Here is an 18,356-nt window from a genome sequence, read left to right as displayed (position 1 = left end):
AAACCCCTCAATTATGACTGATCTTGCTGCCCTTCCAAACGACCTCACCGGACGCCTTGCCGTTGAACTTGCCCGTGGCCTTGACCGAAATATCCTTGCCTTCGATCGAGATCGTGCCGTCCTTTTTCATTGCAATGGCCGCCGAGCCGCACTTGATGACCACCGAGTCGCCGGCTTCGATCAGCAGATCCTTTCCGATCTTGATCAGCCCATCCTCTCCGACCTCGACTGCGCTTCCTTTGGCGACCTTCACCATCCGGGCGCCTCCAATCTCGGTCGCATCATCCTCGCCGATCTTGGCGCTGCGGCCCTTGCCGATCTCGCTCGTCTGTCCGCCGCCAATCTCGATGCTTTGATTAGTGCCGATCTCCCAGCTGTCGGATCTACCGATGTCATGGCTCTGGCTGATGCCGACACTGACCGATCGCGTCGCGCCGATGGTGTTCATCTGTGTCGCGCCGACGGTTCTGGTCTCTGCGGCCCCGACCGTATCGATCCGCGCCGCGCCGACGGTGACCGTCTGGACGATGCCGACAGTCTGGGTGTGGTTGGAACCAATCGTCTCGGTGGAATTTGCGCCGATACCGATCGTCTCGTCAGCGCCGACGGTGAGAGAGCGGTTGATGCCTACCGTCTCGGTGTCATTGGAGCCGATGTTCACTGTGCGGTCGACGCCCACCTTTGTCGTCTTGTTGTTGCCGACATCCTCGTCGAGGTTCACCCCGACTGAATGCTTGGCGTTGTTGTCGATGCGGTCGGACTGGTCATGTTGGACGAGCTTGCTGCGGTCGTTCTTGATCAGCAGGTTGTGGTCCTTCTGCGCCTGGAAATAGACCTCTTCGGATCCTGCCTTGTCCTCGAAACGCAGTTCGTTCCAACCGCCCCCGCCAGGCGAGGAATTCGTCTTCAATCCGGATTGGGTGGCATTTCCCGGAAGCTCATAGGGAGGCATCTCCTTGCCGTTATAGACCCTGCCGGTGATAATGGGCCGGTCGGGATCTCCCTCGAGGAAATCGACGATCACCTCCTGGCCGATGCGGGGGATCTGGATAAAGCCCCAGCTCCCGCCAGCCCAGGTTTGCGAGACCCGCACGAAGCAGGAACTGTTCTGGTCCTTCTTACCGAGGCGGTCCCAGTGAAACTGTATCTTCACCCGCGCATATTTGTCCGTGAAGATTTCCTCACCCGAAGGGCCCACCACCGTCGCGGTTTGCGGGCCCCGCATGATCGGTCGGGGCGTGGTTCGCGCCGGCCGATAAGTGACGGAGGTCGGAGCAACCTGGAGTGCCGCACGGAAAGTTTCATCACCCGCAAAACCGGCGGGGCGGTAGCCAGGATCGAACAAGCGGTAGTCGGCGCTGAGGACCACATGGTTCGTGTTCTGATCCTTGCGCGGGAAATTTTCCAGTTTGAAGGTGCAGCCCGAAGCCAGTCCGCGCAAAGTGCCGGCGGCAGCGATGCGTTGATGGGCTGCCTGAAGCTCCTCGCGACGCACTACGGCAATTGCGTCGCCGCGGCCAACCGTCAGATGGGCGCCGGGATGGCGGTAGTGCTCGCCCTGTGATTCCGCGTGAGCAAAGGGCTGCGCCGATTGCGCCATCAGGTCGGCGCCGGGCTTGGTGAAGTCGAAGTCCGTATGAGCATAGGTACCCGGGTGAACAGAACTGGTTGACACCCATTCCGTGATATATTCCTGGTCTCGGCGCAGCGGTTCTCCTTCGGCGCGGAACTTGACCGTCGCATAACCCGGCGCGGGCTTCAGCTTGTTCATGGCGTCGGCAAGAATGAGGGTGTGCTCTCCCTCGCCATACTCGAAGAAATACATGATGCCTTCATGCTCAAGCAGCCGCTGCACGAAATCCAGGTCGGTTTCGTCATACTGCACGCAATATTCCCGTGCCTCGTAGGAACCCTGCAGCCGCTTCTCGAACTTGGCGGGCTTATATTTCGAGAATATTTCCTCGACGATTTCCACCACACTCATGTTTTGGAAGATGCGGCAGTCGGTGGTGTTGCCCAGCAGCCAAAGCCACGGCCGCAGCTCCGCCTCGTAATAGGCAAATCCTTCTTCGATGCGGGTCAGGCGAAAGTCTGATACGAGCCCGCTGAACCACCGTTTGGGGTCTCCTGCCTCGCCTTCAACTGAAATTGGCTTTCCGAGAAGCCTCAGGGCATCGACGTCCGCGTCGGGGCTGACGAACCCAACGGTGAAGGCAAAACACCTGCTGATCTCATCATGGCCGACAAGGTGCGTGAAGGTCAGCGTCTCTGGTCCAAGCGGCGTCTGGACGGTTGTCTTGCGTTCTTCGGCCATGCGGAGAGTGCCCCTGTTCGTGACGCCGGCAGTCCTGGATCATGAACCTATCATAAAGACCCGCCACCTCGAAAGCAGCATGGCAACAGCACCGGGTTTATCCTCTCAGGGCAAAGAATCCGGCCGGAAACGCGTCAGCCTGAATTCGCGATGCCATGGGAGCGGCTTTCGCTGGCATTGATCCTTTACCCCCATGCCAAGGTCTGAAAATTGCATTACTATGGAGGCATTATTCTTACCTCTCGTCAGGACTACGAAGTCAACAATCTGGGCTTACCTGCCATGATGCAAAGAAGTTCCTGCTTTCGGCCGAAGTGGATTTTCCTGATCCCGCTGTTGGCGCTGTTCTTAACGGCATTCTCGCACATGGCCCATGCGGAGCGGCGAGCCGCCATCGTGGTGGGGAATGGCGAATACGAGTTTGCGCCTCTGGCGAACCCCAAAAACGATTCCAAGCTGATTGCCGCGACGCTCACGGAGCTTGGTTTCGATGTCCTGCTTTTCTACGACGTCAAGAAGGCCGCTGTCGGCGACCTCGAAAATGCAACCCGCACGCATCTTCTCGGCGCTGATCTGGCTATCCTCTACTACGCGGGACATGCGCTGCAATACGAAGGGCGAAGCCTGCTGCTACCCGTCGATGTAAGGACCGGATCGGCCAAAGAAGTGGTCGACGACGCCATGGTTCTCAATGACCTAATAGACATCGTCAAGGACGACCCGGTCGGCGTCAAGCTGATCATTTTGGACGCCTGCCGCAACAACCCACTGACCTCGGAAAAGGGACTGCAGCAGGGCTTGGCAAATATCGAGGCCGGCTCTGGTCAGGTCCTCATCGCCTTCGCCACAGGCGCCGGCGAAGTGGCTTACGACGGTACCGGAGTGAACAGCCCTTATTCTTTGGCGCTGGCCAATGCGCTTCAGCAGCCGGGCCTCGACATCTACGACACGTTCAGAACAGTGCGTGGAGACGTGCGCCTTGCCACCAGCGGATCGCAAATACCATGGATCACAGGCTCGATCGAAACCAAATTCGTCCTGAAGCCGGGCGGCGCCGACGAACCAGCACCCGAGGTCCCGGGGGGCGACGGCGCGCTGACTATTGACCAGGTCCTGTGGTATTTCATTCAAGACAGCGCGGATCCAACTGATTTCGAACGTTTCGCAAAGGTGTTTCCGAAGAGCCAGCTTGCGGTCGAAGCGCTCAAACGCAGCAGTCTCCAGGTTGCTGAGTTGCAGAAGCGCGGGCTGTTTGTCAGCGGTGCACTTGCCGCCACCGCGATTTCCACCGAGCCGCCGTCCGATGAGGCTACTGAAGCCGCTGGAGCGGAGTTTGTTTTTCAGCAGGCCGGCGAGCGCGCCGTCAGCGAGACTTTTCGTGTCTGGCCACGCGAAATGCCCGACACACAAAGCGGCATGAAGACAATCGTTACGGATTGCGATCTGTATGCAGCCGATCCCAACGATCCTCAACGCGTGGTACCGGGTGTTACGAACGGGCTGGTTAACGTCCGCGACGGACTGCGCTCCTGCGGTTATGCGCTCGCTGCAGATCCCAGCAACCCACGCCTGCAGTTTCAGTTGGCCCGCGTCCTTGAAATAGCGAAACGCTATGACTGGGCGGAGCATTTCTATGAACTCGCCAGCCAGCAGCAATACAGCGCCGCATTCGTCAATCTCGGTTACATGGCCCGGGCCGGTGTCGGCCGCGAAGTCGATTACAAGCGTGCCTTGGATTTCTACATGAAGGCAGCACCGCTCGGAAATCTCAGAGCAAGGACAAATGTGGGAACGGCCTACATCCGCGGTCAAGGCGTGCCTCAAAATCCCGAAGAGGGGATCCTATGGTACAGACTTGCAGCATCAAGCGGCTGGTCGAACGCGATCACAGCACTCGGCGACAGCTTCCGTCGCGGCACCGGCGTGAAGAAAGATGATGTGGAGGCGACGAGGCTTTATGCCGCGGCGGCCGATGCCGGTCAGATCGACGCCATGACCAATCTCGGCCGTGCCTATGTCAGCGGATTGGGTGTGAAGAAAGATGTCAAGCGGGGCTTTGATCTGATGATCCGCGCGACGGAAATGGGTAACCAGTATGCGCCCTTCTACGCAGCACGCCTTCTCGTGAAGGGCGAAGGCAACGTTTCTCGCGATGCCAATCGCGCATTTGCCCTGCTGGAACTGTCAGCACGCCGAGGCTTCGAAGACGCCTATCTCGAACTTGCCAAGGGTTACGCGGAGGGCAGTTTTAGTCGTGGAAAGCCGGATTTAAAGAAGGCATATTTCAGCGCAACGCTCGCCACTCGTTTCAAGGTCGATGAGGCAGAACGGACCAGGTCTTCGGTGGGTGAAAAACTGAACGCTGCGACGCGAAAGCAAATCGATGAAGAAGTCGAGCTTTTTGTTCAGCAGAATGGGCTTTGAGGATGAATGGCTTTGCGCTGGATCATAGACAAAGTTGGCGGGTTTTTACCGTTCGGCAGGCGCAAGCGAAGTGCGCGGACCCTCAATCCGGCCGATGAAGAGGACAGCCTTCTTTACGTCCTGCAAGATCCGGTCGAGGAAGCCAAAGCCAGGAGCCTTATTTCTGTCCTCGGCGTGATGCCCGCCAACCTCCGCGAGATTCTCGATGCTGCCGTGGAGGCTTGCAGGGCCAATGGCGAATTTCCTGTTGTCGTTCTTTCAGAACTGCGTCCCGATCTGACCGCTGCAAGTTCGACTCCTTTGGAGTTTCTCCCTACCCGAGGCTACCTGCCTTCGCTCTCCCCCGAAATCTATGGCAGATATGCTCGTCGACGCTGGTCATTGATCCTCGCGAAATGGGACATTTCCAGCGAAATCGCACTTTCATCGACCATCGACGAGTTTCTTGGCGACCAGGTGGGCGCCGATGCGTCCCTTAGCTCAACTGCGAGCAATCGAGGCATGCAGCGGACGGTCAGCGCGGATACTGAAGACAAGCTGCTCGATCGCATTCGCAGCCATGGCGGCGCCATTGACGTAACCAACGCGAGCCAATCGCCGGCGAACCTCGGTGCGGAAAGCGTCAGATAGTGCCAGATCGAGGGTTGTCTCCACACGATCCAATTCCGAGTACCGCAGGCACAGACCCAAGCCTGCTGTTTGGGCATATACAGCGCGAAGGTGCTGGTCATCCATTTCCGGCGCTTCATTGGGCACGAAGATCGAAGGGATCCCTCCCAAGATGCTTTCATGGAAGCTGTTATACCCGGCAGTGGTGACAAGAAGATCAATCGCGCTGACATATTCAGCCAAGGGGTAAACGCTTGTGCGCAAAACCCCCGGCCATTCCTGCTTGGAAGGTTTCGCGAGCGGATTGAGAACCTGAACTGTTTGTATGTTCCGCCTTACCAGGCCGGCAAAAATCAAACCGGGCAAATCCTCAAAGTCAAAGTTGCGCTGCGAGCCTAGTTGTACCGCGACAGTGAAGCGGCCCGGGTCGACGCCTAGCTTGCCGGCGGCTTCGTTCCTGGGCATTCGCGTCCCTGGGTCCAACAGAAGCACAGGAGGGACGGCGACAGTCCCGAGCATATTGCGAGTGGGACCATCATCTTCGTCATGGGCAAATTCGCCCGGCTCGATCACCATATCGAATATATCCTGGGAACATGGGTCAAAGTCGTGGTCAAGGCGCCACAAGGCGCGCCGGATCCAAATCCAGGCCAGGTCGCGACGGTTTTCGGCAACGGCAATCAATCCTGGAAACGGCCTGTTCCCATCGAACACCACCGCCGAAACATCAAACGCCTCAACGGCCGTCAGCAGCTCTTGCGCATATGCCCTATTCCAGCTGTCGTCCGTCACTCCGATCGCCAAGCCGGAAGGAGTATAGTCAACAGCGTGACCTCGCGCATAAGCCAACGCCGACCCGGCCGATCGGGTAAAGAAAATGGGATCCATGTCCTCGGGCAGACGCTCTGCGATAGCCATCAGTCGCGTGATGTGTCCAAGCCCGATACCGTTTGTCGCGACAAAGAGTATTCGCCGTTTCTTGCCCATAAGCCGCGGCAATGATCCGGGCGCCTTGTCCGCGACGGTTTTGGCAGATACCGCGGTTCGGCTGCATTTCAGGGTGGAGGGCCCGGACAGTTCAAGATCATCACATAGACGTGCCATGCGCTGCGGGTATTGATCGATCGCAAACTTTCTCCGCACAAGCTCTCGCGCGGCATTCGATTGTTGCAGATAGGTCGAAGGTGAAGCGACAAATCGCTCGATGACGTTGCGCGTTTCGGCAACTTTGCAATAGACGGCGCCATCTTCGAAGAGGCTTTCAAACGAAGGATCGAGCATCGTCACCAAACCGCTCGCCATTGCTTCCGCGATACATAATCCAAAGGCTTCCACCCACTGCGGGCTGTGAAAGTAAACGTAAAAATCCAGGAGCCTGAGAAAGTCCGATACGCTGTTTTGCGCGAACGGACTGATCTGCCAGTTCGAGCCTATCCAGGGCTGGATTGACATCGGGGCGCCACCCAAGACCTTGATGGCGAAATCGGGTGTGTCGGGATAGGCTGCTCTTAGCTCATCTGCGGAACTGGGCCATTTCGCCGGATCCGCTCTCGAGTGGCGCCCCAAATTGACGGTGCCTGTTGGAGCTGTACGCTGGGGAAATGACCATTCAGCAAGGTCGATCATGTTCCACAAATCGTGCCGGAGCAGCGCAGGACTTTCGGTCCCGATACTGTCGAACTGGGATCGGACCTTCGGCCCAACAGGAGCAAACACGACCGGAACGCCAAAGAGCCGATCCAACACGCGTTCCACGACCCCCAGATCGTATTGCCGAACGCGATTGCCGTCGAACAGGGGGTGATGAACGACGCAAACGACGCGGCGAGGCTGCAAACGCACCGGCGAACGCGGCATTCGCTCGAACACGGCAGGATGGTGAGCCAGAAGAATGTCGCAGGTGGCCTCTTCGGATCCTGTGAGCCAAACAGTATCCGATTGCTCGATCGCTGCGGCTGTACGAATGTCGAAGACGCCGAGCTCGCGCGTGCGCTGCCCCAAAAAAGGCAGCAGGCCACAGCTCACCCCCCACTGTTTCGCCGCCTTCAGTTCGGCTCTCAGTGCGCTGGACGCGCCACCTCGAAATCGCGGGTCAGCAGCATGAACAACGTCAAAATGCATCAGCTAGTTCCACGATCGTATCCGCCGCTGAGCTTCCAGCCTGCCGCCCTCGATGAGATCGAAGTTCTTTTGCCAGTTTATAGATGCGGCTTTGCTCCGCGAAAAAGCAGTCTATGAAACAAAGCCGACAGCGCTAGTACACTCGCCGTCCCCAGAAGTCTCGCCGAGGTTGGGTCGCCAATTTCCGCACTGTAACGGGCTGCTTTTGAACCGTCGTCCTCATCCTTTCAACGGCCAAGGTCCCGTAGCAGCTGCGAGGGTATTGTGCGAGGAAAGCCTGGTAGGATTGCCGTGTATTTTGCCTTTGTGCCCGGCGCCAGGCGGCAGCTTCAGCTGCGCTTGGCCTTGTGCTTTGACAGTTGCTGGCACTGGGTGGCGCCATTGTCAGGTATGGCCAGGACGGCACACATCCTGTCAAAAAGACCGAGAAAAGGACGGCAACACGTTTCAGCATTGCGAGAACGCTCCAATCCAGGCGAGGGCAAAAAACCCACAAGAAATAGTAGAATAACTACAGCCAAATAACAAGCACCGCAGACGGCTTCGAACAGTGATCCCGTGCGGCTAATGGTTAAGGTGAATACGCTAGCGGTAGGTCGCTGCTGCTCTTTCGTCCGCTATTTCGATTGTGGTCGATAGCGCCGGCTTCCTATCTTAAATTCATTGTATTGCAGCCTGAGGTTGATCGTCGTCTGCGCGCATTCCCTGCCCCACGCAAACGCCGGAAGCCAGCAGATCTCACAAGAGCGAACTTGCGTAAAAGCAAGAAGGATGGGCGCAATTCTCACCCAATTCCTGGATGATGAGATCAACGAGAAAAAATCAAGGGAGAATCTTGATGTCGCGCGCGCCTTTCGGCCCCGTCTTTCTCTCGCAAGTTCAAAGCTTGCCTTTCCAAGTCCGCCTTGCCTCATCGGCCGTCAGCGCGAGCTCTCGCGTGCCGGATACAATGATCTCAAGAACCTCATGCTCGTCTGTGTTCTTGATGTAGCGGTCGCCCACATACTCGCCGCGCTTCAGCACCATGACGCGGTCGCCCACGGCGAAAATGTCGATGAGGCGATGGGAAATGATGATCTGCGCGACCCCCTGCTTCTTTAACTCCAGCATGGTTTCGAGCAGGCGCTCGGTCGCCATCACGGAAAGATTGGCTGTCGGCTCGTCTAAGATCACGACGCGCGGGCCAAAGGATATCGCGCGTGCAATCGCTACAGATTGCTGACGGCCACCCGACAGGCTTTCGACCTTCTGATAGACCGAGTTCACGTCGACCTTGAGCCGTTTCAGCACATTGTCAGCTTCGGCATACATCTTGCGACGATTGACGAAGGGACCTTTGAGTGGCCAGCGGCCAAGGAAAATGTTCTGTCCGACATCCATGTTGCCGCAGAGAGCGAAGTCCTGGTAGATCATCTCGATGCCGACATCCCGGCTTTCGTGCGGGCTCTTGAAATGCGCCGGCTGTCCGGCAACGAAGATCTCACCGGCATCGCGCTGATAGGCACCGGTCAGGATCTTCATGAGCGTCGATTTGCCAGCCGAGTTGTCGCCGACCAGGCCGAGTATCTCGCCGGGATAGAGCACGAGATCCACCTTGCGGAGGGCCTGCACCGCACCGAAGGCTTTTTCGATATTCCGCATTTCCACGATCGGCTCGGATTGTGTTACGTCAACCATGAGCGATTTCCTTACCCCTGCGCATTCTTGCGAGACGGGCGAGCACGTGTGCGAGAATATTGGCTTGGCGAACCCATATGTCGATCAAGACCGCAACGATGAGGATGAGCCCGATGAAGACGTTGATCCAGTGCTGCGGCATGGTGAATCCCTGGACGTTGAGCTGCATGAGAGCCCGCACGAGTGTAATCACGGCTGCGCCGGCGAGTGCACCAATCATGGTGCCGTAGCCTCCGAAGATCGAACCGCCGCCTATGATGACTGAAGCGATGGCGTCGAGCTCGCGGAACTGACCGGCAACCGGATTGAAGCTCCGAAAATAGGCAACGTTGATGATCCCTGCCATGGCTGCACATAATGCGGCCAGCATGAGTGCGATAAAGCGCACCCTGTTGGTATCGATGCCGGCATAGGCAGCGGCGCGGATGTTACCGCCGGTGGCACAGACTTTCATCCCGAACGGGGTAAAGGCGAGCACGGCGCCGGCCATCAGGGCGACGAAAAACATCCAGATCGTCTGAACACTGACGACTTCCGCCACGCTACGCATTACTCCGGACGGCAGCGAAAGACCGAAATGGAGGAGAATGTCATTCACCTTGCGGCCGAGCAGATTGTAGTCCTCCGGCCAGCCTGCCAATTGCTGTCCGGCAACGAACCAGGCAGCCAGACCACGGGCGATATAGTACATGCCGAGTGTGGCGATGAACGCCGGCAACTTGAACCCGACCGTCACGACGGCATTGACGAGGCCAGCGGCCATTCCCGCAAGAAGGCCCATGGCGATCGCCGTGAATGGATCGGCGCCGAGGACTTTCAAAAAGTAGGCAGCCGTACTCCCGGAAAGGGCAAGGACCGATCCGACGGAAAGGTCGATATCGCCCGCGGCAATGACATAAGTAAGCCCGATCGCGATCAGCGCCAATTCGGTATAGTTGAGCAGGATCGCAAAGCTGTTCGAAAGGTTCCACCAGTAGTCGGGCCTGAGCGCGACGCCCGTAAACCACAGCAAAACAGCCAGGATGATGGCAAGCGAGTCACGCCGGCCAACAAACCTGCCGAAGGTAGTCGTCGACATCGCCGTGTCCGTTGCCATGGCACCTTTGGTCTGAACGCCCTCCAGCGCGACACCGCCGATCTCGTAGGCGGGCGGCGGTGGCTTGCCGCAGATCCACGCCCAGAAGCGCGTTGCAACCTGGCGCCGAATGAGATGGGGTTCGATCAGCACCGCGATGACAAGAAGGAATCCGAGGAAGACCGGGACGGCACCGACCGGCAGCGAGAATATCGCGTTGACCGTGATTTCCTCGTCGCCGATCTTGACCGTGCGTGTGATCGGCCAGCCCTCGCGCAGCACCTTGTCGAGAAGCACAACCAGCAGTGCACCGAGGCATGAGCCGGCCACGCGGCCACGGCCGCCGAGGATTGAAGCGCCGCCGATGATGACTGCGGCGATGACCGTCAGCTCGCCGCTCACACCGTAAAGCGGCGTCACGCCCTTATCCTGCGCGGCGGACATCAGGCCGGCGAGCGTCGCGCAAAGAGAGGAGATCAGGTACGCCCGTATACGCACCCAGTTCGTCGGTATGCCGGCATAAACGGCGGCCTGCTCATTTCCGCCCGTGGCGAATGTCTCGTAGCCCCACCGCGTCTTGGCCAACACAAGGGCGCCGATCACCGCGACGACGGCGAAGATCGCAATCTGGTTGTTGAAGCCGAAAACATTTGTTTCACCGAGGTGGAAGAACAACGGATATTCTTTCGCCTTGCCGGGATAATAGATTGCCTGGCCATGCGTGAGTGCGAGTACGAAGCCGCGGCCTATAAACAGAACAGTCAGTGTGGCAATGAATGCGGGCACTTTCAGAACGGTGACAAGCAGGCCGTTCGCGAGACCGATCACAACACCTAACGTCAAACAGAGTATTATCGCTGTCAGGACATTGAGGTCGAGAACGTTGGATGCGAACAGCCGGGCAAAGACGACCGCAATCAGGCCATAGGTTGAGCCGACCGAGAGATCGAGATCCTTGTTGACAATGACGAAGGTCATCCCGACTGCAATGATGGCCACCCGGGAGGTATCGCGAAGCAGGGCATGGAACGCCTCCGCCGATCCAAAGAAGGCGGGATTGACGATAGCGCCGCCGAGATAGAGAAGCACGAGCAGGCTCACAAGCCCCGCCTCCCAGCCGCCGATCAGTTGGGATGGTGCGCGCTCGTGCCGGGTCGCGTTAGGCTCCATAAGCTTGTTCTATCCGGCTTTGGCATGCTGCGGGCAGAGATCCCTCTCCCGCAGTGATTGTTGAGCCCTGCGCGACGTCAATTCTCGAAGCGCTTGCCAACATTTCCGACAGTGTCCTTGGTCACGAGCTGGGCGCGCGTGTCGAGATTGGCGGCCGCGATTCCACGATCGATCTGCAGATAGAGCTGCATGACCGGCCAGAAGCCCTGCAAGAATGGCTGCTGACCAAGCGCGCCGGTCAAGTCGCCGCTGTTCAACGCATCCTGCTGGGCCGGCCCGAGGTCGAATCCATAGGCGCAGATCTTGCCGGTCATGCCGGTCTGGGCGACGGCCTTGGCAAGGGCCGGCGTGAATACGTTGTTACCGGCGAAGGCGCCAACAACGTCGCCGCGCGATTCAAACAACGTCACGATACCGTTCACCGGATCATTCGGATTGGTGTCGATGCCGGTGTTCTCGGGTCCTGCATCGACCTTGAAGCTCTCCAGCTTGCCTGCATCCTTAAGTCCTTTGACGATCGCGTTGAAAGCCGATGTCACTCGATTGTTCACCTCGATGTTGCCCATCGCAGTCGACGAGGGCAGCACGATCGACCCCTTGTCGATGCCTTTGTCTGCCAAGCACTTGACGAGTGCCTCGCCGGCAATTGCGGCAGCAGACGCGTCCTGGCCGGTATGGCTGATCTTGCTGCGGTTGAGAATGGTCCCATCGAAGGAGTTTGTGGTGGCAATCGGGATACCCTTCGCTTCGGCGGCTTTGACGATGTCGTTGTAGGCGCCAGCCTGCGGCGTTGTCATGATCAGCCCGTCGATCGTCGGATCCTGCACGATCTGGTTCAGGATTTCGATCTCGCGAGCGGGGTCGTCGGTCGGTGATTCCGAACCGAGCAACAGGACCTTGGCGCCGATCAGATTGCCGGCAACCGTCGCGCCGACATAGACCGGGTCGAAGAACCCGTTGCCAGCCGTGTGGGTTACAATTGCAAAGGTCAGATGGCCGTCGGCTGAATGAAAATCCTTCGTGCCGGCTGCTTCCTTTGCAGCCTCATCGAAGTTGTATCCGCCTACTGCCTTTTCAACGCTGCCAGATTGCGCGAAAGCAAATGAGACAGCGAGCGACACTGCAGCGGTCGATGCCGCAAGCAACATAATTCGCCTCATGAGAGCTCCTCCCTTACTCGTTTTGCAAGGCATTCGAGCGCAATTGTCGTGTTGTTCGAATACCTTTACCAATTATTTTCTAATATTCTAATATGCGGCGCAAATGCTGCGGAAGTAAATGGTGAACTCATCGTATCGACGAATTTGTTCAATCTCGAAGCGAGTTCCATTGCCGGATTGGAAGGACAGACGTCGTCAGCCTGGTTGCGAACAGTGTCCGGGGCTTACGGTGTCTTAAGCAACGTCGGCAGGGTCTCCGGCTCATCGAGCAGGTTTCGTGATTGGAAAGAGCCACCCCGTCGCTGGCCTAAATTGCCATCGGTGTGCTGACAAAGAACGGAAGACCCCTTATGAATTGCGTGATGCGACATGGCTTTTTGATAAATGGCCCCGACGACGCAGAGTTTACGATCCTGCTTGCTCATGGCGCCGGCGGGGCGATGGATGCGACGTCGATGACGGCTGCGGCCGAAGCTCTGGCCGCCATTGGCTTTCGCGTCGCCAGGTTCGAATTTGCCTATATGGCGGCAAGGCGGACCTCCAAGGGCCGCAAGCCGCCGCCGCGCGCCGACAGGCTTATTGGCGAATATGGTGCTGCGGTCGAGCGTTTCGGCGTCCGCAATCGTTTGATCATCGGTGGAAAATCGATGGGCGGCCGCGTTGCCAGCATGATTGCCGACGATCTCTTCGCCAAAGGAAAGGTCGCCGGGCTCCTTTGCCTCGGCTATCCGTTCCACCCGCCGGGCAAGCCCGAAGAGCTGCGCACAAAGCATCTCGAAACGCTAAAGACGCCGGCGCTGATTGTCCAGGGAACACGAGACGTGTTCGGAACTCGGCGGGAGGTCCAAAACTACAACCTGTCCAACAAAATTGACCTCGTTTGGCTTGAAGACGGCGATCATGATCTGACGCCGAGAAAGAAAATATCGGGATTCTCATTGGCCGATCATCTGGCAAGCATGGCAGCGGCCGTCAAAAGCTGGGCACCTTCGTTGGCACCATAGCTGCGAAGCGCTTGAGCCGCGGCGGCTCGCCATCGCGGGCGTCAAGCGGTATACGCATAGCAGCAGCTCGGCCGCCTGCGGACACGCGGTCAAACGTGCTCTCACACCACGCGCCATGCCTGGGGCACAATGAAAAGGCCCGCGAAAGTGCGGGCCTTTGAATATCACTTCCGGAAACAAGAGAGGATTAGAATTCCTCCCAATCCGACGACGCCGCAACCGCGGCTTGGGACCTTCCACCGGTGAAGGCTGATGAAATCTTACGGATCATGGCTGCAGGTACAGAAGGCCTCGACAGAGAGGCGGGGGCCGCTTGACGGACGGTGACCGACTTTGCGCCGTCGAAACGGAACTTTGCCAGCTGTGCTGAAAGCGCTGCTGCTTCAGCTGCCAGTTTTTGTCCGGCGGCCGACGTCTCCTCGACCATGGCGGCGTTCTGCTGGGTCGATTGATCCATCGCATTGACGGCATTGTTGATTTCTCGAAGGGCCGTCGACTGCTCTTTTGCCGATTCAACAATCGAATCGACGTGGCGGTTGATCTCCTGCACTTCCAGAACGATTTCCGTCAGTGCCTTGCCTGTTTCGTCAACGAGCGCCACGCCGGAGCGCACCTGTTCGGCGGATGTGTGGATCAATTGCTTGATTTCCTTGGCGGCCCTGGCGGAGCGCTGCGCCAGTTCGCGCACTTCCTGTGCCACCACGGCAAAACCCTTGCCGGCCTCGCCCGCACGGGCCGCTTCAACGCCGGCATTGAGCGCCAAGAGATTTGTCTGAAATGCGATTTCGTCGATGACGCTGATGATATTGTTGATTTCGCTGGAGGAAGTTTCGATTTGTCCCATCGCAAGGACGGCGCGCTTGACGACGTCGCCCGATCGCTCGGCATTCTGCCGGGTTTTGGCGACAACCGTGCGCGCCTCTTCAGCGCGTGCGGTCGAGCCGTTAACCGTTGTTGTAATCTCGTCGAGCGCGGCTGCGGTTTCTTCGAGGGAAGCAGCCTGCTGTTCCGTGCGGCGTGCAAGGTCGTTGGAGGCCGTGCTGATTTCGGCTGCACCAGCGTCGATCGAGAGGGCGTTGCCGCCGATTGCCTTCAGGGACGACTGCAACTTGTCGGCGGAATTGTTGAAGTTTATGCGCAGCGTGTCGAGCGCCGGACCGAATGGCCGCACGAGGCGGAAGGCGAGATCACCATCGGCCATTGCCTCAAGTGCTTGACCTAATTGGGCAACGGCATCGTTGGTTTCAGTTGCGGCAGCCTCACGCTCCCTGGCAGCGCCTTCGAGCTGCTCGCGTTCTGCAGCGGCGCGTCTTGCGTCGACCTCAGCCCGGTGCGTAGCCTGTGCACTGAGCGCGTCGCGCACCGCGCCGACGGCGCGCGCGAGATCCCCGATCTCGTCCCGGCGGGTATCGAGCGTAGAATCGGCTCCGACCCCTTCTCCGCTGGCCATATGCCGCAGTGCCGATTGCAGCTTTGCGATCGGTCTCGTAATCGAGCGACTTGCGACAAAGGCCGCGACAATCGCCAACAGCATGGCGACTGCCAGCGACCCGAACGCCAAAGTCTGGAAACCATTGACGGATTGACGAACGTCGTCGCCGACCTTCTGGTTCAGGGCCTCCTGGTAATCAATGAATTTGTTGATTGCGCCGAGCCAAGCGACGAACAGCGGGCGGGCCTGTTCAAGCAGGATTTTCTTTGCCTGCGCCCCATCGCCTTTTACCTGCAGATCGATGATCTGGGCAACGAGCGGGTTGGTTTTCGATTGGATGTCGGCAATCTCAGCAAGGATTGTCCTTTCCTCGGCCGAAGCGCCCGCCGGCGAAGACACCATCTGCGCCATTTTTTTCTCGTTGACGGCATAGGCCTCGGCCAGTTTAGCGATCAGTTCCACTGCTGCCTGCCGGTCTGCAGTTGCTTCGACCAGGGTAACATCCCGGATTGCAATAGCCCGGTCGTGCACGCTGCCACGGAAATTGATGGCAAAGCGCTGCTTGACGCTGTTGACGTCGTTGACCTGGCCAAGATCGCTATTGATGAAGTTGACCTCGGTCACCGAATACTGGGTCAGCGCCAGCATCAGGAGAAGAAGGAAACCGAAGCCGATCCCCAAGCGTGTTCCAATTCCAAAGCGGGTCATTTTCCTCATCCGTATGTTCTGGTCTGAACGTAGCCAGGCGCATGGCATTTGATATATAAGTAAAATTCACTACAAATCTTAAATAACATTGAAGTATCCAAAAAATGTATTCCATCCTTCGAAAGACCGATTACTATATATCTACGAGCGATTAGGTCGTTACAAAATACAACGGCAAGTTATACATTCGAACCCAGAGGCTCGCACGGCCCCTGCCCCGTCGGAGCTCGTGCCTCGCAGGTCTGGGTTTTCTGACGGTGGCACTCGTTGCCAATCTCTCGGCTGCAGCAATCATCTGCAGGAGAACGGATCCTGATTTTCGGGGCAGTTTCAAACGGCCTGGCGCGACGAGAGGCGCGCGCGCCGGCGCGGAAGTCGCCATTGCCGGCCGAAAGCAGAAAAACTGAAACGCGTCAGCGACGAACCACCGAATTCAACGGCACTCGACACGGGCCAGCGCGATGGACAGTCAAGTAGCGGGATGCGCCGAGGCTGTCGCGTCTATGCCATTGATCGGTCGCAGAACGATTGCAATGAGGCAGCGGCGCGATCCCATCAAGTCCTAGCGAGGTTTGCACGCACTGATCGCGTAGCGGTGCTGGAGGCCTCTGGAAAGCGCCTTGAAATAGTTCCAGTGGCTGGCCTGCGCTTTGTGTACTTCGCGCAGGTCATCCTCGATCTGGACGTGTTCGAAACCGGCATTGTGCAGAAGTGCGGCGACCTTGTCGGCCCGCGCGCCCTTTGAGAAATAGACCCGCGACAGGATCCTGCTATGGATCTCTGCCATACCGGGCGCATGGCCCGGATCCGCTTTCAAGAGTCCGCCGCCTTCAAGCAATTTCATGAGACGCTTCACCAGCCGCTCGGCGAAATTGGCACTGACGAAATCGCCATCGACGATCAGCAGCGTTCCGCCAGGCTTCAACACACGCATCCATTCCGCAAATGCTTTTTCGGGATCAATGAGGGTCCACACCAGATGGCGGGTCACGATGACGTCGTAAGTGTCATCCAATTCGGTGGTGTTTTCGACATCAGCCATGCGGAAACGGATCATGCGGCCCCGGCTCTTTGCTTTGGCACGGGCGCGTTCGAGCATCGGCTCGGCCCAGTCGAGACCGGTCACCTCGAAACCGAGATCGTCCATGAGATGCGAAATCACACCCGTGCCGCTCCCCAGGTCGAGCGCACGCCTGCCCTGTCCCGCACCAAGATGCTTTACAATCAACCGATGCCAGGCGCTGCGCTCCGTCTCGGTGAAAATCTCATGGCCCGGCGACTGGTCGAAGGACTCCGCCCTGGCCGACCAATAGGCCTTGATCTCGTCACGAAGCCCATAATTCTCGCCGCCCGCCCCTTGCCCGTCCATTACCGTCATGCCAGCCAGTCCCAGTTTGAAATCGTTCTAATAGATAGAACTTGACGATAACACTCATAAAATAATAGAGGGCATTTCAGTTTTCCACGGAGTGAATCTAATGCGCATTACAGGCAAAGCGGCCGTTCTTGCAATGGGCCTTGTCGTTACCGCCGTCTGGCCGGCTTTTGCCGACAAGATCACCGTGAGGGACGTGACCGGGCGCGAGGTCGAGGTGAACGCCCCGGTCAAACACATGATCCTCGGCGAGGGCAGACAGATCTATTTTCTGGCAGCACTGGATAAGGAAGCCCCCTTTAAGCACGTCGTCGGGTGGCGCGACGACCTGCCAAAGGCAGACCCTGAATCCTACGACGCCTATCTTGCGAAGTATCCCGATATCGCCAAGCTGCCGACCTTTGGCGGCATGAAGGACGGCACCTTCGATATCGAACAAGCCGTCGCGCTGAAGCCCGACGTGATCTTGATGAACATCGACGCGAAAACCGCAACCGAAGAAGCCGGATACATCGAAAAGCTCGGTAAAGTCGGCATTCCGCTTGTCTATGTCGACTTTCGCGAAAAGCCGATGGAAAACACCGAGCCCAGCATGCGTATCATGGGCAAGCTGATGGATAAGGAAGCGATCGCGGAAGATTTCATCAAATTCCGCGCCGACAGCATCAAACGCGTGACCGACGTGCTGCAAAAGGCCAACCCGCCGAAGCCTGTCGTCTTCGTCGAGCGCGCTGGAGGTTATTCCGAGGATTGCTGCATGTCCTTCGGCAACGAAAATTTCGGCAAGATGGTCGAAATTGCCGGCGGCATCAACATGGCCAAGGACATCATCCCCGGCACGTTCGGAACGGTCAATCCCGAGCAGATCATTGCCTCCAATCCGGACCAGATCATCGTCACCGGCGGCAACTGGGACAAATATGTGCCCGGCGGGGCCTGGGTTGGGGTCGGCTATGGCGCAGATCTCGAGAAAGCTCACCACAAACTCGAAGCCCTGACCAAGCGCCCGGCCTTTACCGGAGTCAAGGCGGTGGCCGATCATAACGTTCATGCAATCTGGCACCAGTTCTACAACAACCCCTACCAGTTCGTCGCCATCCAGGAGATCGCGAAGTGGCTCCATCCGGACCTTTTTGCCGACCTCGATCCTGAGGCGACCTTCAAGGAATTGCATGCCCGCTTCCTGCCGCTCGACTACAAGCCGGGATATTTCGTCTCCCTGAAGGACGAGTGAGTTAACCTGGGCCGACGGCAAGAACCGTCGGCCCGACCATTGCTGTCACCGGC

10 protein-coding genes are annotated in these 18,356 nt (G+C 58.0%); 3 read left to right on the top strand and 7 right to left on the bottom strand.

Translation table 11 applies throughout. The features are described from left to right. Positions 1-7: 7 nt before the first annotated feature. Positions 8-2,314 carry a type VI secretion system Vgr family protein gene (locus AM571_RS28805; protein WP_074064403.1) on the bottom strand — a complete coding sequence of 769 codons (2,307 nt, stop codon included), beginning with the start codon at positions 2,312-2,314 and terminating at the stop codon, positions 8-10. Positions 2,315-2,596: 282 nt separating this feature from the next. On the opposite strand from AM571_RS28805, the gene AM571_RS28800 reads away from it, so the two are divergent. Next, positions 2,597-4,738, top strand: coding sequence for a caspase family protein (locus tag AM571_RS28800; RefSeq protein WP_074065637.1), 2,142 nt, complete (start codon positions 2,597-2,599; stop codon positions 4,736-4,738). Between the two features lie 480 nt (positions 4,739-5,218). Here AM571_RS28800 and AM571_RS28790 read toward each other — a convergent pair whose 3' ends face one another. From AM571_RS28790 to AM571_RS28775, 4 genes are all read right to left on the bottom strand, one after another. Beyond that, positions 5,219-7,468, bottom strand: coding sequence for a glycosyltransferase (locus tag AM571_RS28790; protein ID WP_074064402.1), 2,250 nt, complete (start codon positions 7,466-7,468; stop codon positions 5,219-5,221). A gap of 879 nt (positions 7,469-8,347) precedes the next feature. Beyond that, the gene (locus AM571_RS28785) at positions 8,348-9,145 is read right to left on the bottom strand and encodes an ATP-binding cassette domain-containing protein (protein WP_074064401.1); all 798 of its coding nucleotides are present in this window, start codon (positions 9,143-9,145) and stop codon (positions 8,348-8,350) included. Next, the gene (locus AM571_RS28780) at positions 9,138-11,390 is read right to left on the bottom strand and encodes an ABC transporter permease (protein ID WP_074064400.1); all 2,253 of its coding nucleotides are present in this window, start codon (positions 11,388-11,390) and stop codon (positions 9,138-9,140) included. The genes AM571_RS28785 and AM571_RS28780 overlap by 8 nt, the downstream gene beginning before the upstream one ends. 77 nt (positions 11,391-11,467) lie before the next feature. Further along, positions 11,468-12,550 (bottom strand): substrate-binding domain-containing protein, encoded by a 1,083-nt coding sequence (locus AM571_RS28775; protein WP_074064399.1) that lies wholly within the window; start codon positions 12,548-12,550, stop codon positions 11,468-11,470. 362 nt (positions 12,551-12,912) lie between these two features. On the opposite strand from AM571_RS28775, the gene AM571_RS28770 reads away from it, so the two are divergent. Further along, positions 12,913-13,554 (top strand): alpha/beta family hydrolase, encoded by a 642-nt coding sequence (locus AM571_RS28770; protein WP_074065636.1) that lies wholly within the window; start codon positions 12,913-12,915, stop codon positions 13,552-13,554. A 187-nt stretch (positions 13,555-13,741) separates the two neighbouring features. On the opposite strand, the gene AM571_RS28765 is transcribed toward AM571_RS28770, so the two are convergent. Beyond that, a complete protein-coding gene (locus AM571_RS28765) occupies positions 13,742-15,703 on the bottom strand; it encodes a HAMP domain-containing methyl-accepting chemotaxis protein (protein WP_074064398.1) in 1,962 nt (653 codons plus the stop codon). Between the two features lie 553 nt (positions 15,704-16,256). Further along, positions 16,257-17,072: a methyltransferase domain-containing protein gene (locus AM571_RS28760; protein WP_420493400.1), complete on the bottom strand. Its 816-nt coding sequence runs from the start codon at positions 17,070-17,072 to the stop codon at positions 16,257-16,259. 100 nt (positions 17,073-17,172) lie between these two features. On the opposite strand from AM571_RS28760, the gene AM571_RS28755 reads away from it, so the two are divergent. Further along, complete coding sequence (locus tag AM571_RS28755) at positions 17,173-18,303, top strand: ABC transporter substrate-binding protein (RefSeq protein WP_074064396.1); 1,131 nt, start codon at positions 17,173-17,175, stop codon at positions 18,301-18,303. Positions 18,304-18,356 lie beyond the last annotated feature (53 nt).

The organism is Rhizobium etli 8C-3 (genome assembly GCF_001908375.1).
In the GTDB taxonomy this organism is placed as follows: Bacteria; Pseudomonadota; Alphaproteobacteria; order Rhizobiales; family Rhizobiaceae; genus Rhizobium; species Rhizobium etli_B.
Note: the sequence above shows the minus strand (reverse complement) of the source record. Positions and strands in the feature narration are given on the sequence as shown.